We start from the raw sequence: 15,538 nt of genomic DNA on the forward strand, positions 1-15,538 counted from the left end.
TGGACGCTGAGTAAGACCAATGAGAGGTAACTTTTGGAGGCATCGGCGGATGAGACGGGAAACTCCGAAGACGAATAAAACCGTCCTTGCCTACTTGAGTTGGAAGCCCCAACTTCAGCGAAGCAAGTTGGGGTACTTCACCCATGGCTTTACCCGCCTGGGTAATATTCCCGGCTTTGCCCAATCAATGGTGGATCTATTTCAAGATACCTTTATTCCCGAACCCTTAGTCAGAGCGCCAGCTTTACTTGTGCCAATTGTGGAATTTATAGTCGGATGTCTGGTGACACTGGGATTAGCGACTCAAGCAGCTTTAGTCACCGGGTTTGGCTTAATGGTGGTGCTGATGTATGGGGTGACATTACTCCAAAACTGGGATACAGCGACGAGTCAGTTAGTGTATTGCCTGGTGTTTTTTATCTTAGTCGCTGGCAATAGTTTCAATGACGTTTCCATTGATGCATGGTGGCGACGGCGGAAGACGCGATCGCAACATCTTGATGCCTCACAAACCAATCAGCCCTTCTAAATTGGCTAACTTCAGTAAAACGATTGACAAGACGCCATTTTATGCCTAAACTATCGAGTCAGATTAACTCAATATTGGCGGCTAAAAGGATTAAAATCAATTATGACAAACGCACCTAAAATTCTAGCATTTGCAGGTAGCAGCCGGGAAACCTCCTGGAACAAAAAATTAGTACAAATTGCGGTTGCGGGAGCAAAAGAAGCCGGTGCCCAAGTCACCTATCTAGACTTTCGCGATTTACCGATGCCCCTGTATGACCAAGATGCGGAAGAAAAAGAAGGAATCCCCGAAACTGTCCTCAAATTCAAGCAACTGATGAAAGCCCATCAAGGCTTACTCATCGCCTCACCGGAATACAACAGTTCTATCTCACCCTTACTCAAAAATGCCATTGATTGGGCATCTCGTCCAGAACCAGGTGGACCCTCTCTCGCCCTCTCCTGTTTTCGGGATAAAGTGGCTGTCTTGATGAGTACCTCACCCGGAGGAATAGGTGGGTTACGGGGTTTGGTGCATGTTCGTGCCATTCTCGGTAATATTGGCGTGTTGGTTTTACCGGATCAGAAAGCGATTCCTAATGCTTATCAGGCATTTGATCAAAATGGAAACTTGATTGATGAGACGCAACAAGCGGCGGTGAAACAATTGGGCAGTAAATTAGCCACAGTATTGGCAAAATTAGCTTAATCAGGAAAATCATTCAGATTTGATCTTTGGTATAGATACCAAAGGAAAAAAAGGGGCGGGTTTAGTCAAGTTATCAGTTTGTGCCACAAGGTTATCAGTAAAACCCGCCCCGACACCTCGGCTTTCTACCAATGCAAGCCTTGCACGCCTATAGACGCCCTCACCTGTGTTTCTTCCCGATTAAGCAGAACAGGTAACGGATGTTTGACATAAGACCAAGGACGAATGACAAAGGACAAATCTGCTGTAAACTATCCCTAGCCCAAATGTAATTGCTCAAGTTAGCGTGTTCAGCCAATCCAGTTCTGACCCATCCCCTTCCCCAAAAACTTTGCCCAATCAGCGATGGCAATTCGACCCAGCTTACCCGGAAAAAGCTAACCAACTTGCCCAAGGGACAGGATTGTCACCCCTGCTGGGTCAAGTGTTAATTAACCGAGGATTCGACACCGTAGACCAAGCTATGGTCTATTTATATCCAGAATCCCAGGCTATGCCCAGCCCGATTGATGAATTTCCGGACTTGGCGATTAGTGTGGAGATGCTCAAAGATGCGATCGCAGAACATGAGAAAATAGCTATCTGTGGTGACTATGATGCCGATGGGATGACCAGTACCGCCTTGTTACTCAGGGCATTACGCTGGTTAGGGGCGGATGTGGAGTATGCAATTCCTAGCCGGATGAAAGACGGGTACGGGATCAATACTCGCATTGTGGAAGAATTCGCTAATAAAGGCGTAAAGCTAATTCTCACCGTGGATAATGGTATTTCTGCCCATGAGGCGATCGCACGCGCTGTAGACTTAGGTCTTAAGGTTATTATTACCGACCATCACGACCTTCCCCCTGAACTCCCAGACGCCGATGCAATCCTCAACCCGAAACAGTTACCCGAATCCTCCCCTTATCGCAGTTTAGCTGGAGTCGGTGTAGCCTATATATTAGCCGTTACCCTCGCCCAAGACTTAGGTCAGCACCAGGGACTCACTAGCCAACTCCTAGAACTGTTTACCCTCGGTACCATCGCTGATCTCGCCCCCTTAAATGGAATTAACCGCCGTTGGTTAAAACGAGGATTGCAACGCTTACCCAAATCTCAACTGGCGGGAATTCAGGCTTTAATTCAAAACTCAGGTGTCAGTGAAGATCAAATCGCCCTGAAACCCGAAGATATTGGCTTTAAACTCGGACCGAGAATTAACGCCGTGGGGCGCTTAGCTGATCCGCAAATCGTGATTGAACTCCTCACCACCAGCGATGGGGAAATTGCCAAAGAACGGGCGAAGCAATGCGAAGAAATTAACCAAAAACGCCAGCACCTCTGTGAGAAAATCGAGAAAGACGCGATCGCACTGATTGAACAAGAGGGCTTAAACTGGCAACAGCAGCGGGTTCTCGTCATTGTCCAACCGGATTGGCATCATGGTGTAATTGGCATTGTGGCGTCGCGTCTGGTGGAACGGTATGGTGTCCCGGTATTTATTGGCACCTATGAAGACGAAAATCAAGAACAGATTCGCGGTTCTGCACGAGGAATTCCCGAATTTCATGTCTTTGACGCCCTGCAATTTTGCCGTGATTTATTAGGAAAATTTGGCGGACACAAAGCAGCGGGAGGCTTCTCGTTACCGACTGCAAATTTAACAGCGTTTCAAACTCAACTCAGTCGCTTTGCCCATCAATGTTTAGAACCCGAACATCTGAAACCCTTAGTCTCCATTGACGCCGAGGCGAAGTTTAATCAAATTAGTCATAATCTATACCAACAAATTGACCGATTGCATCCTTGTGGGATTGGTAATTCTGACCCAATATTCTGGACAGGTGGTGTGCGAGTGGTGGAACAAAAACTCGTGGGCAAAGGACATGTAAAGCTTACCCTGTCTACGGTTGACAGCACCAAGCAATTGACTGCGATCGCGTGGCGTTGGGGTGAATATTTCCCTCTACCCTCGAATATAGATATTGCCTATAAACTCAAAGATAATGCCTGGAATGGAAATGTGACAATTGAATTAGAGTTAGTCGGCATTCGGGTGAGTGAATCAGCCCCATCATCGATAAAAAAAGCCGAATTTTATCACAATGAACGCCGTTATACCTGTAGCTTGTGGGAATCATTAAACGAATTACGCATTAAAAATGATCAAGGCAAAGTTCTGGTAATTCAAAAAGGACAGCGTACCGGACTTTTAGGGTTCAATCGGGACGAGGCTAAACAGGTGGATGTTACCCAAACTCACTATTATCAGTTAATCAAAGCCGCGACTCGTGCTTTAAACTTGTGATTTGTCATTGGTCATTTGTCCTTTGTCATTGGTCATTTGTCCTTTGTCATTGGTCATTTGTCCTTTGTCATTGGTCATTTGTCCTTTGTCATTCGTCATTCGTCATTCGTCATTTGTCATTTAGTCGGGGCGGGTTTAGTTAGAGAAAGGGTGCAAAAGAAACGATAGTTGTCAAACCCGCCCCTACAACTGTCATCACATGGCTTCCCTATCTCCCCCAGCTCCCCCAGCTCCCCCAGCTTCAATGCATCAGGGAGCAAGATGCTCCCCCTACAAACAGACGGCTAGAGATCTCCCTTAAACGCAGCCAGTAGAAAAATGACTACAGGACCTGCAATCACGATCGCAGCCAGCACGCTAAGCTGAGCAATCAGTTCCCAGTTTATATTCCCTAAAAAGCTTAAATCCATCTCTCCTCCCGATTAACCTAATTTGGATGGTGTCGTTAAAAATTGCCGATTAGATTTTACTGGCTAATTGCCCAGTTTTTTTAATCAAATTAACAAAACTATACAAAACGCAACAAAAATGTCATTTGTCACTCGTCATTCATCATTCCCCATCCCACAGACGAAAACCCGTTATCCTAGAGAAACCTGCAATTAATCGCTATGGTGAAACGCAATGGCAACTTGGCGTTGTGTAAAGCAATGTGGTGCATGCTGTTATCTTGACCCAACAGAACGCCCTGGATTAGAAACTTATCTGACTCCAGAGGAGTTGGACAAGTATCTGAGTATGGTGGGGGAAGATGGATGGTGTGTCAATTTTGATCATGAGACTCGTGAATGTCGCATTTATGCCCATCGCCCTCGCTTCTGTCGGGTGGAGGCGGATATCTTTCAGGAGATGTTCGGGATTGAACCGGAAGAGTTAAACGACTTTGCCATCGACTGTTGTCGAGATCATATCACCGATCTTTACGGCGATCGCAGTTTGGAGATGTTACGCTTTGACCGCGAGGTGGGTATATAAAAAAGTCTCCGATGTAGGCATGAAGCGACTCTTAGGTAGCTAATGTTACCCGTACCGATTTTGTAAAGTTATGCAAAGATGAATAGAATATGAAAAGAGATTGATGTGAACTGAGAACTCCCTGTGAAACCATCTTCCCTGCCCATCGTCAGTTTTGTCCTGAGAGCACCTTTTGCCTCGATGAATCCAGCCCCCAAAGATGTCTCTGATCCGTCTGAGTTAGCGATTTCCCCCAATCCTGCAAGTTTGCGCCCAATCGTCAAGCGCCAACGGGGGATATGGGGTGTGTTTAGTTCAACCTTCCTGACTATTTTTCTAGCTGAGATTGGCGATAAAACCCAATTGGCTACCCTGCTGATCAGTGCAGAATCTCAATCTCCGTGGATTGTATTTACAGGAGCCGCGATCGCACTAATTACCACCAGCTTACTCGGTGTCTTACTGGGAACCTGGTTAGCCAATCGTTTACAACCCAAAACCCTAGAAACCGCCGCCGGGACATTATTACTCTTCATTTCCGTCATGCTGCTATGGGATGTGGTGCAACTGGGATGAGGGATGGAAATGCAGGAGCTAGGGGAGCAGGGGGAGCTGAGGGAGCTGGGGGAGCTGAGGGAGCTAGGGGAGCTGGGAGATGAACAATCAACACCTATTACTATGGATTGGCAATTACTAGGATTAAGTTTCATTACCGTATTTTTAGCCGAAATTGGTGACAAAAGCCAACTGGCTGCGATCGCGCTTGGGGGTAGTCTCAAGTCCCCCCGTGCGGTATTCTTGGGGGCTGTAGCCGCGTTGCTTTTGGCAACGTTTATGGGCGTATTAGCTGGGGGTGGCGTAGCCCAACTATTCCCGGTGCGAGTTCTCAAAGCGATCGCGGCGGTGGGTTTCGCATTAATGGCAGTTCGTTTGCTGTGGCCCTCTGAAGATGAAGCCTGAGAAAATCTTTATGTAGGGGCGGGTTTTACTATTATAGTTTCTTCCCTCACCCAGATGTAACTCGCGCCCGCCCAGACCAAATTTTCAAAGAGATTCTAAACAACAAACACACGAAAATGGTTTCTCTTGCCCGGAAAAACTTACTCGAAGATATTCCCCGCTTTTTAGTCGCCCAAGCTGGGATTATGTTTGCGGTGAGTTTAGTTACCTTGCAAACAGGTATTTTTAATGGATTTACCCAATCCACTGCTCAGTTAATTTACAATTCTAATGCAGATATTTGGGTGGCATCTGATAAGTTAGTGCAAATGGAGTTGACATTACCCATTCCCTTATCCCATGTTATCTCCGCCCGCAATGTGGAAGGCGTGGCTAAAGCGGAAGCCCTTATTTTTAGTGGCGCGTTGTGGAATCCACCCCAAGGAGAAATTACCCGAGTAAAAGTGGTGGGATTTGACCCCAATGGGCAATTGTTTCAACCGATAAATCTGGTGCAAGGCGATGTGAGGGACTTATCTGAACCCTATAAAATTATTGTAGATGCAACCAACCAAGATTCCCTGAATGTGCAACAGATTGGGGATATTGCCCGTGTAAATTCTTTGCCCGCCCGGGTGGTGGGTTTCACTCAAGGGAATGCATCAATTGTGTCTAATTCTTTTATGTTTACCTCCCTAACCAGTGCCAATGCGTTCTTAACATCGGGTCAAAAGTCGGAACTCTCCTGTAAATTGCCGTCAGGTGCTGAGGATTTAATTTGTACCAATACCTATTCGAGAATCTCGGAAGCCGAACTGCGGAATCAACCCCCAGCGCCACCTAATCCATTAGTCGCTTCTGACTTGATTCAATATGTTTTAATTGCGGCGGAACCGGGTGAGGATTTGTCACAACTCAAAGTTCGATTAGAGAAAGCGTTACCGAATGTGAGTACCTATACTCGCCAGGAGTTTATTAAAAAGAATCAAAACTTTTGGCAACAGCGAACCGGAATTGGCTTTATTCTGGGATTGGGGGCGGTGGTTGGTGTCGTGGTTGGTGTGATTATTGTCGGTCAAATTCTTTATTCCTCTGTATCTGACCATATCAAAGAATTTGGTACGCTCAAAGCAATTGGCGCGTCAGATTGGCGCATTTACGGGGTAATTATTGAACAGGCGCTGTGGATGTCGGTTCTCGGTTATCTCCCCGCGATGTGCCTCTGCTACGGTGTAGCCCTGTGGACATCAGCGACTCAGGGGATTTTGATTCTGATCACCCCCGTATCCGCGATCGCAGTTTTGGCAATAACGGTGGTAATGTGCGTCGGTTCGGCTATTTTCGCGATTCAGAAAGTGACGCGCCTTGATCCGGCGATGGTGTTTAATCAGTAATTGGGGCTGTTTGGCTCCTTATTAGTTTCTATGAATCTCCAAGAATTTCATCGAGCTAATTTAGCTCATGCTAATCTGAGTGACACCAAGTTATACGACACAAACTTTACAGATACCAATCTAGAAGCCGTTAATTTTACTAATGCTAAACCTTTACTTAGAAGAGTTGCTAGGTAAGCAATTGATTTAAGACCAATGGCACGCTCCAGTCAGCATTTTTGGAGTGCCAAAACCCTTGATATACCGTAGGGTGGGCACTGCCCACCAGTCTCAAGTCACTGCCATTCAATTTAATCCTGAAATCATCTAGGAGACAATATGCACCATGATCGTGGATTGCTCAAGCGTTATGAAGCATTCTTGACTTAACGTTCTTTTTGGTTGTAGGGGCGAGTCGCTGCATCAATATGACGGTGTGAGAATTAACCTGTCTTGACTCGCCCTTTTCTGGTAGGTACTTTATCCGACTCCCCCATCTCCCAGACGCGCTTTTGACGCGTCTCTACATGCTCCCCCTGCTCCCCCTATTGACACGGGCAGCGGGTCGCCCCTACAGTGTTTATCTATTCATCACTCCTGCTGATTCTGATTAACCAATAACGCCACTGGAAAATCAGTGAGAACATCTCGAATCCACAGCGTATCGTCCCCCTGAATTTCCCGTCCCGTCATCACATCCCGCCACACAGACGACGAACTAGAAGGTAAAGAAATCCGGGTTTCTTGCCAAACTTGTTCACCCATGGGATATTCTCCTGGCTTAACTAGACTGGTCAACAGCCGAGGGACAATGACAATCACCGTTGTATGATCCCAAGTTCGGGCAAAAGTAATAACATGATCCTTCAAACTGCCAATAACCGTCAGCTTATGGTAATCTCCTCGCTGGAATACCTCTAAATACTCGCGCCGTGTTTTTAGAGCTTGATAGATGACAAATAGCTTAATTCGACCGTCTTCTGGAGTCTGACAAAGTTCCTGAACTAAACCCAGATTATCGGTTTCGCTGCGCTGTTTCAGTTCTTTCAATAACTTCAGCCGCTGTTCAAAATCCACAGGACGGCGATTATCGGGATCAACTACACTTAAATCCCACAGTTCCGTTCCCTGGTAAAAATCAGGAACACCGGGAGATGTCAGTTTCAGTAAAACTTGGGAGAGACTATTAAAAATGCCGTAATGTTGGATTTTGCGTTGGAACGGTCGAAACGCTTCTAAAAACGGATTATCAGGGGTATCTTTGAGTAAGCGTTCAGCAAACCGAATAAACCCTTCTTCATAGTTAGTATCCGGTCTTAACCAAGCGGTATGGACTTTTGCCTCTCGGATTGCCTTGATAATATAGTCTTTGATCCGCTGCACATAGGTAGGGAACTCCGTTTCATCAAAGGGAAAGGTTCCTAGCAAGGTTTGGTAAAGAAAATATTCGTCATTGGGATCAGGAATATCTAACCCATCAATACAATCCTTGTGAACAGCGTTTATTTCCTGCCATTCTCTCAACATATTATCCCACTCGCCGGGAATTTCGGAAAGGACATTAATTCTTGCTCTCACATCTTCACCACGTTTAGTATCGTGGGTTGCTGTTGTATTTATTGTATGGGGCCAATCAGCGATGCGGTGTTGGTTAAAGTCATGAAAGTCGTCTAAGGAAACGCCAAATTCACCCGGATTACCGCCTACTTCGTTGAGAGAGATGAGACGGTTATAAATATAGAAAGCCGTATCTTCTACTCCCTTAGCGGTCAGCGGTCCAGTAAACTGTTGCAGCCGCATGACAAAATAACGCCATTGTTCTGCTTCTTCTGGTACCAACGAATCGTCAACTTCCAGCAATAAAAACTTCTCAATAAACGTCAGTTCATTAAAGAAAATTGGCGTATTTTCTTTGGCTTTGGCAATGACGTACTCAATATACTCCCGATCAGCTTGGCTTAAACCTTCCGGACTTACATAGGTTCGGTATACAGGAAACAGCGCCATGATTTCGACCAACGCGGCTTTCAGCGCATAGATAGTAAAGTCACTGGCGTATCTGTACTGAGACGAAATTCGCTTGAGTAAATTAGCTAAATTATCGATATCTCCGGTCAAATGCTTGGCTATAATCAATCGCTTTTTGTCATCTATTATGGCTTGATAGGATATGGAATTCCCGATAAAGCGATAATAAACGCTGTCAAACTTCGGCTGAGTCTGCTGATGACAAAAAATCCCATTAACTTTGTTTAAGAAATCATACCCACTCGTACCTTGTACGGGCCAGGTTAAGGGCAAATATTCATGCTCTTCCAAGATTTTCTCAACCACAATGTAAGCATCAGACGCATAGTCTCGCAAGTGATTTAAATATTGAGCCGGATCATAAAGTCCATCGATATGATCGATTCTCACGCCGCTAAATTTCTGTTCTTCAAGGAGCTTGAATATCAACGCATGATTATGTTTAAAAACTTGCTCATCTTCGATGCGAACGGAAATCAAGTCATTGACGGTAAAAAATCGTCGATAATTCAGTTCTTCATTACCCACCTTCCAGTAGGCGAGACGGAAAAACTGCTCTGCTAACAATTGCTCTAACAAGTCAAAGCTTTCGGGTTTGCCGGGTTCTCCATTAAAGATTTGAATATTTTCGTCGATAAAATCCCTGACCTCTACACTATCATTCCAGAGTTCCCATAACATGCTCTTGACGAAGCTAATCTGGTCATAGCGTTCCATTCCTTCTTCGCCCGAGGGAATGTATTTTAGAGCATAGAGAGCGCCTAGAAACTTAACAAAATCGGGATGATTTCTGCCTAATTTCCGGCGGATACGTGCTAAATCGTAGATTAAGACATTGGAGTAGGATTCAATACGAATGGGGAACTTCAGGTCATAGTAATTAATGGTTATCCCTTCTTGGTTGTACTGAAGTTTGAGTTCACCACTCTCTAAGCAATCGCCGCAAAACTTACCTAAAAATGGCGCTAATACTCGCCCTCGAATGCCTTCATAAGGATGCTCCCAGTTGATATCAAAATAATCCTTATATTGAGAATCTGGACCATTCTCCAAGACTTCAACCAGCATCGGGTTTTCACTATCAAATGCCATGTGGTTCGGCACAATATCCTGAAGCCATCCTAACCCATGTTGTTGAACCTGCTCAATTAGAGACTCAAAGTTCTCCAAGCCGCCGAGTTCTGGGTTTATTTGATTGGGATCAACCACATCGTAGCCATGAGTGCTACCCGATCTGGCTTTAAATATGGGGGATGCATAAAAGTCAGAAACTCCTAATTCAGCCAGGTAAGAAACAATGGCTTTTGCTGATTCAAAGGTAAACGCGGGATTAAATTGAATTCTATAGGTGGCGACGGGAATCCGCATCATAAGCTTTTAGAGGGGTTAAAGAACTGACAGAGCATTGGCTCTAGGACTGGATCTAAAAAAATTGCTTACTAACCAAGATGTTAAACAGTAGGATAGTGGCGTTGAACTTAATGCTTAAATCATAGCTTAACCTCATTTTATGACAAAGGCATTTGCTTTGGGCAACACTAAGAGTACAGCACTGGAATACATCTGTTGAGGATAGGATCTGCCATCCCAAAGGAGTAGAGCTTGGTAGAAATAACCCAAAAGACGGAGAAACTCAGATAAGGAAGAACTAGAGGGAAACCGCTGCTGTCTGGCACTATAATACCAGTTCAGCCGCCAAGATTGACACATCAACCCATACATACATTATCTTGCTAGCAACACCTTATTCGTTGATAGTGGTATGATTTTGACTCAGCTTACATCCCCTTTTTGGCTAATTACTGCTTTTCTTAACGACTGAACCGACGCTACAGTTACTTACAATATAAGGCAAAATTCAGGGGAGCAATGGTTAAGGATTGTCCAGCTTGTATCTGTTGGGGGAGTTGAGATCCCTCACCCATCCATTCTTTATCCGCCGAGTCAATAACTTTTGAGAAGTTCCCTTGGGGAATCTGAGGCGAAACAGTTACCGCATCTTTGGCAAAGTTCATCAAGGCGAGGACTTGGTTATCTCCAGCCGTGCGATGGATAACGATAATCTTTTCTGGGGACAAACTAGATACATTCAGATTCTGCCGATCTAGGGTAGCTAAAGCAGGGGTTTCTTTGCGTAGCTGAATTAACCGTTTGTACCAGCGCCGCAACAAGCCATACTTCCCTTGATCAATCTTATCCCACTGCAATTTTGCCTGCTCAAAGACTTCTGTTCCTTGGGGATCAGGTGCGTTGTCCCAACCAAACGCTTTAAATTCTTCAGCCCTCCCTTTACGCACGCCTTCAATTAAATCGGGATCACTGTGACTAACAAAATAGGGAAAGGGTGCGTCTTCCCCATATTCTTCACCCATAAATAGCATGGGGACATAAGGAGAAAGCAATACAGCCGCAGCCGCTAGCTTCAACCCCTGAAAGTCTACCAAAGTGGATAAGCGATCGCCAATCAGTCGATTGCCAATTTGATCATGGTTCTGGATACAGACGACAAATTGTTCCGCCGGACGATCCGCCCCTGAATTCCCATGGTTGCGTTTGCGGAAGCTGGAATATTGCCCACTATAGATATAGCCTTCTCGCAGGGTGACTTCCAACTGCTCAATTTTGCCAAAATCTGCGTAATATCCAGATTGTTCGTCGGTTAATAGGGTATGCAAAATGTGGTGAAAGTCATCGCACCATTGAGCATCATGACCAAATCCCCCTTGTTCCCTCGGTTTAATCACGCGCACGTCATTGAGATCACTTTCGGCGATGATGTATCGTTGCACTGGCGTGGTGCGATTGAAGTTGGCGACTGCATCCCCTAACTCTTGTAGAAAGGGTTGAGCGCTCATATCGTAAATCGCGTGAACTGCATCAACCCGTAGGGCGTCAATGTGGTAATTATCTAACCAGTACAGAGCATTCTGGATAAAGAAATTCCGTACCTGATTACTATAGGCGCCATCAAAGTTAACCGCATTCCCCCAAGGGGTACGGTATTGATCGGTAAAGTATGGACCATACGCCCAAAGATAGTTGCCTTCGGGTCCTAAATGGTTATACACCACATCTAGAATGACCGCGATCCCCGCCTGATGACAAGCATCCACGAGTTTTTTCAACCCCCCAGGTCCCCCATAAGACTCTTGGACACCATAGACATAAACCCCATCATACCCCCAGTTGCGGCTTCCGGGAAACTGAGCAACGGGCATAATTTCAATCGCGGTTATGCCTAAATCCTGGAGGTAACTCAAGCGGGGGATAATGGATTCAAAGGTTCCCTCTGGTGTAAATGTACCGACGTGGAGTTCGTAAATAATTAGGTCTTTGAGGGGAATTCCTTGCCAGGAATCATCCGTCCAGTTAAATTGGTGATCCACTACCTGAGAAGAACCATGGACTCCCTGAGGTTGGTAGTGGGAGGCGGGATCAGGTCGCTCCAGTGAGCCATCGAGTTGATAGACATAGAGGGTTCCTGGGTCAGCTTTTACCGTTTCTTGCCAATATCCCCATTCATCCTTTTGCAGGGGAATAACCTGATCCTGGGGAGAGACGATGTGCACCGCGACGTTTTCCCGCAACGGCGCCCAAACTCGGAATTCACATTGACCGTTACCCAGGTAGTTGCTGCCAATTTTCATATCACCCCTCTGTAAATGCATGGTCTAAGAAACTTGTCAAGGTTTTAGCCGTGCGATCGCCCGACTCAGAATGAGCCAACGGGCGAGTTATCCGCACCTGATTCAGATTACCCCACAGGTTATAACTTTTAACTCTAACATCTGACGTAATTTTACCGGGTTCTGCCTTTTATTACTTGCCCCTGCAGACGTTTTCGACTAATTCCAACCAGACAAGTAAGGACAAGGGAAATCAAGACAAGCACCATGGACAATGCCACCTGTTTAATTTGACCCGATTGTTGTAAAAACTATCACACCCTTTGGTAACAATTAGATCCCTCTTAAGAGAGAGGCTAACTTTCGATAAAGCCAGACAAGATGAATCCGGAGTGTTGATTGCTTTATCACTCTCTCTGGGAAAAATTATGGCATAAATCAATAGACGCCCAGGATCAGGCTGAAGCGGATCTTACGGAACTAGAGTCAGCGATCGGGTAGGATAAGAGTCCCGACTTCCTGTAAAAATGGGAAAGACGCCTGGGAGTCTTGCCGTGTTTCGACCCCAAGCGCCTTTACCTTTTCCTCACACACACAACCTTAGTATACATGACTTTTGGGATTTGTCTAGTCCAAAAGCGGGGAAATGTTATCAATTTTTAACTGATGTAGTTTTTCTTCTAATTCCGTAGTACGTTGTTCAAGTTGCTTATCATCGTTTAACGTTGGCTGGGCAGCTCATCCGCCAGGGGTTCAAACCCCTGTCTCATAGCTAAAGTCCTCTGTTCGCTTTTAGCGTTCCCGAAGGGTAGAGGACTAATAATTGGTGGTTGAGTCGTCTAAAGACGACTTGGGCTGAAGATTCAAATAATAGTCCAATGGCTGCTTCTCACTCAGCTTGTTTTTCTGGTTCAGTGTCTTCATCGCTCCATTCCTCCAAGTTCAATAGCTCAACGATTTGCTGGACATAAACCCCTTTAACTTTCTGTCCGCCTTTTTTGGGTACAGTAATTTTTCTACCTTGTGAATCTCGAAAACTATGGTGGCTACCCCCCTGAAGAACTGCCCGATCTAGAATAGAAAGAGTCTCTGAGGTTCTCTGTGAAGCTAAAGAACTTACTATTACCCCTAGGAATTCTAGCCGTCGTTGCGATCGCCTTCTTCGCCTACGATGCAGCTACGGCTCCCTTGCCAGAAGGATTCCCGCCGCCAACACCAGATGGAAAAATTGAGGTCAAACAATATCCAGCCTACCGCTCTGCCACAGTGCGCTACTCAGGAGAACTCTCAATGGCAGCTAATAGAGCATTTGACCCTCTCTATCGCCATATCAGTTCTAACAATATCTCGATGACGGCTCCAGTAGAAACCCGTTATCCAGTTAGTACCCTGGAAGCCAATGAGATGAGTACACCCGATGAACAAGGTGAAGCACTGGTTTCATTCCTCTACCGCAGCACGGATATCTACCCCGACGAAATCAGCCAAAATATTCAAGTAGAAGATATCCCACCCATGACAGTCGTCAGTCTTGGGTTAAAAGGGAGTTACGATTACTCTAGCTATCAAAAAAGCATCGAACGGTTACGAGAGTGGTTAGCACAGCATCCAGAATGGACTGTCGTTGGCTCCCCTCGCCGCTTCTTTTACGATGCTCCTTATGTTCCTGAACCTGCCAAGCGCAGTGAAATCCAAATTCCGATTCGCCAGGTAGAAGGTTGATGAAGGGGTTGGCGTCAACACGCGATCGCATCGATTGGTGAGTTGGTGATGCGGGAGTTACCGATGAAATTGCTTATTGTAGATGTAGAGGCGGTAGAGGTGAAGCGATGGATACCAACCCAACAGAACGGGATATTGTAAAGCAGGTGATTCAACGATACGCCCAGTTTAAACCTTAGAGGATTTATATTTATCAAATATCCGTTGTTTTTCACATCGAGTGTATTCGTTTAATAGGGAGTGGACTATATCTAAAATTCCTTTCTTTACTCGATAGACTTGTCCAATGTATGATAAAAGCTAAATTTTGGGAAAAATCAGGAAAACATCATGAACGAGGAAAATAAAAATAAATCGATTCACGAATTCGATTTTAAATTAATCTGCGAATATTTTTCAAGCCTAGAACGACAAGGACCTGGGAGTCCCGAAGTAACGATTAAAGCTTTGAGCTTTATTGATAATCTGACGAATGAATCACAAATTGCTGATATTGGTTGTGGCACCGGTGGTCAGACAATGGCAATGGCTAGTTGTACGTCAGGGTATATTACAGGCATCGACTTATTTCCCACCTTTATAGATCTATTTAATGTTAACGCCCATAAACTGAATCTTCAGGATAGAGTCAATGGTATTGTTGGTTCAATGGAGAATCTTCCTTTTCAGAATGAAGAATTAGATTTAATCTGGTCAGAAGGAGCAATCTACAACATCGGGTTTGAACGAGGCATAAACGAATGGCATAAGTTTTTGAAGACAGGAGGATTTATTGGCGTTTCAGAGGCATCGTGGTTTACCGAAGAGCGACCTGATGAAATTGGCGAATTTTGGAAAGATGCTTATCCGGAAATAGATACTATTTCAAACAAGGTGGCACAAATGCAAAAAGCCGGATATATTCCAATTGCCACTTTTATCTTGCCCGAAAGTTGTTGGACTGACAATTTTTATCCGCCGCAAGTTTCTGCACAAAAAGACTTCTTGAGGAAATATGCAGGCAATAAAACTGCCGAAGAGTTCATAGAAAACCAAAGACATGAAACTGAATTATATTACAAATACAAAGATTTTTACGGCTACGCTTTCTATATTGGCAAAAAGATTTAAATTTAACGATTGAATGTTTGATGTTTTTGTCAACCCTTTAATACTCGCTTAAAACTGATTTGATATTGTTTGGCAGGTGATTGAGCAAAACATCCCAGAGTTACTCGATAGGATTACGTCATAAGCGATGGTGCAGGCTCCCTCGTGATTTATCCGAGGGATGAAACCGAGCAAGTCGTAAAGACAGCGGGATTTATCCCGCAATAACATTCTTAAGTGATATAATATAACCATAAGTAGAGATACAGTTAGGTCTTGACCTAGCCAAGGTCAGTAGGGC

15 protein-coding genes are annotated in these 15,538 nt (G+C 45.0%); 10 read left to right on the forward strand and 5 right to left on the reverse strand.

Features of this window, described 5'->3' with window-relative positions:
• Positions 1–49: 49 nt before the first annotated feature.
• From RIM23_RS22155 to recJ, 3 genes are all read left to right on the forward strand, one after another.
• On the forward strand, positions 50–529 hold the full coding sequence (locus tag RIM23_RS22155) for a DoxX family protein (protein WP_446369372.1): 480 nt from the start codon (positions 50–52) through the stop codon (positions 527–529).
• 102 nt (positions 530–631) lie between these two features.
• Positions 632–1,216, forward strand: coding sequence for an NADPH-dependent FMN reductase (locus tag RIM23_RS22160; protein ID WP_446359400.1), 585 nt, complete (start codon positions 632–634; stop codon positions 1,214–1,216).
• Positions 1,217–1,547: 331 nt separating this feature from the next.
• Positions 1,548–3,506: a single-stranded-DNA-specific exonuclease RecJ gene (recJ, locus tag RIM23_RS22165; RefSeq protein ID WP_446369374.1), complete on the forward strand. Its 1,959-nt coding sequence runs from the start codon at positions 1,548–1,550 to the stop codon at positions 3,504–3,506.
• 284 nt (positions 3,507–3,790) lie between these two features.
• Here recJ and psb30 read toward each other — a convergent pair whose 3' ends face one another.
• On the reverse strand, positions 3,791–3,916 hold the full coding sequence (gene psb30, locus RIM23_RS22170) for a photosystem II reaction center protein Ycf12/Psb30 (protein ID WP_446359398.1): 126 nt from the start codon (positions 3,914–3,916) through the stop codon (positions 3,791–3,793).
• 214 nt (positions 3,917–4,130) lie between these two features.
• Here psb30 and RIM23_RS22175 point away from each other — a divergent pair, with 214 nt between their 5' ends.
• The 5 genes from RIM23_RS22175 to RIM23_RS22195 all read left to right on the forward strand — a co-directional run bounded on the left by RIM23_RS22175 (position 4,131) and on the right by RIM23_RS22195 (position 6,970).
• Positions 4,131–4,481, forward strand: a complete 351-nt coding sequence (locus RIM23_RS22175) for a YkgJ family cysteine cluster protein (RefSeq protein WP_446359397.1) — start codon at positions 4,131–4,133, stop codon at positions 4,479–4,481.
• A gap of 180 nt (positions 4,482–4,661) precedes the next feature.
• Positions 4,662–5,036 (forward strand): TMEM165/GDT1 family protein, encoded by a 375-nt coding sequence (locus RIM23_RS22180; RefSeq protein WP_446369386.1) that lies wholly within the window; start codon positions 4,662–4,664, stop codon positions 5,034–5,036.
• Positions 5,037–5,138: 102 nt separating this feature from the next.
• Positions 5,139–5,420, forward strand: a complete 282-nt coding sequence (locus RIM23_RS22185) for a TMEM165/GDT1 family protein (protein ID WP_446337733.1) — start codon at positions 5,139–5,141, stop codon at positions 5,418–5,420.
• A 116-nt stretch (positions 5,421–5,536) separates the two neighbouring features.
• Positions 5,537–6,793: an FtsX-like permease family protein gene (locus tag RIM23_RS22190; RefSeq protein ID WP_446369376.1), complete on the forward strand. Its 1,257-nt coding sequence runs from the start codon at positions 5,537–5,539 to the stop codon at positions 6,791–6,793.
• Between the two features lie 30 nt (positions 6,794–6,823).
• Entirely contained in the window at positions 6,824–6,970 is a 147-nt protein-coding gene (locus RIM23_RS22195; protein ID WP_446369378.1) for a pentapeptide repeat-containing protein, read from the forward strand.
• Between the two features lie 393 nt (positions 6,971–7,363).
• Here the strand turns inward: RIM23_RS22195 and treY are convergent, their stop codons facing one another.
• The 4 genes from treY to RIM23_RS22215 form a co-directional block, all read right to left on the reverse strand.
• Entirely contained in the window at positions 7,364–10,168 is a 2,805-nt protein-coding gene (treY, locus tag RIM23_RS22200) for a malto-oligosyltrehalose synthase (protein WP_446369388.1), read from the reverse strand.
• A gap of 135 nt (positions 10,169–10,303) precedes the next feature.
• Positions 10,304–10,510: a hypothetical protein gene (locus RIM23_RS22205; protein ID WP_446369380.1), complete on the reverse strand. Its 207-nt coding sequence runs from the start codon at positions 10,508–10,510 to the stop codon at positions 10,304–10,306.
• Positions 10,511–10,635: 125 nt separating this feature from the next.
• Positions 10,636–12,447 carry a malto-oligosyltrehalose trehalohydrolase gene (gene treZ / locus RIM23_RS22210; protein ID WP_446369390.1) on the reverse strand — a complete coding sequence of 604 codons (1,812 nt, stop codon included), beginning with the start codon at positions 12,445–12,447 and terminating at the stop codon, positions 10,636–10,638.
• An 868-nt stretch (positions 12,448–13,315) separates the two neighbouring features.
• On the reverse strand, positions 13,316–13,504 hold the full coding sequence (locus RIM23_RS22215) for a type II toxin-antitoxin system HicA family toxin (RefSeq protein ID WP_446369392.1): 189 nt from the start codon (positions 13,502–13,504) through the stop codon (positions 13,316–13,318).
• Positions 13,505–13,527: 23 nt separating this feature from the next.
• On the opposite strand from RIM23_RS22215, the gene RIM23_RS22220 reads away from it, so the two are divergent.
• Positions 13,528–14,148, forward strand: coding sequence for a heme-binding protein (locus tag RIM23_RS22220; protein ID WP_446369382.1), 621 nt, complete (start codon positions 13,528–13,530; stop codon positions 14,146–14,148).
• Positions 14,149–14,478: 330 nt separating this feature from the next.
• On the forward strand, positions 14,479–15,258 hold the full coding sequence (locus RIM23_RS22225) for a class I SAM-dependent methyltransferase (protein ID WP_446369384.1): 780 nt from the start codon (positions 14,479–14,481) through the stop codon (positions 15,256–15,258).
• Positions 15,259–15,538 lie beyond the last annotated feature (280 nt).

The sequence above is a fragment of the Coleofasciculus sp. G3-WIS-01 genome (assembly GCF_040223135.1).
Classification (GTDB): domain Bacteria; phylum Cyanobacteriota; class Cyanobacteriia; order Cyanobacteriales; family Coleofasciculaceae; genus Coleofasciculus.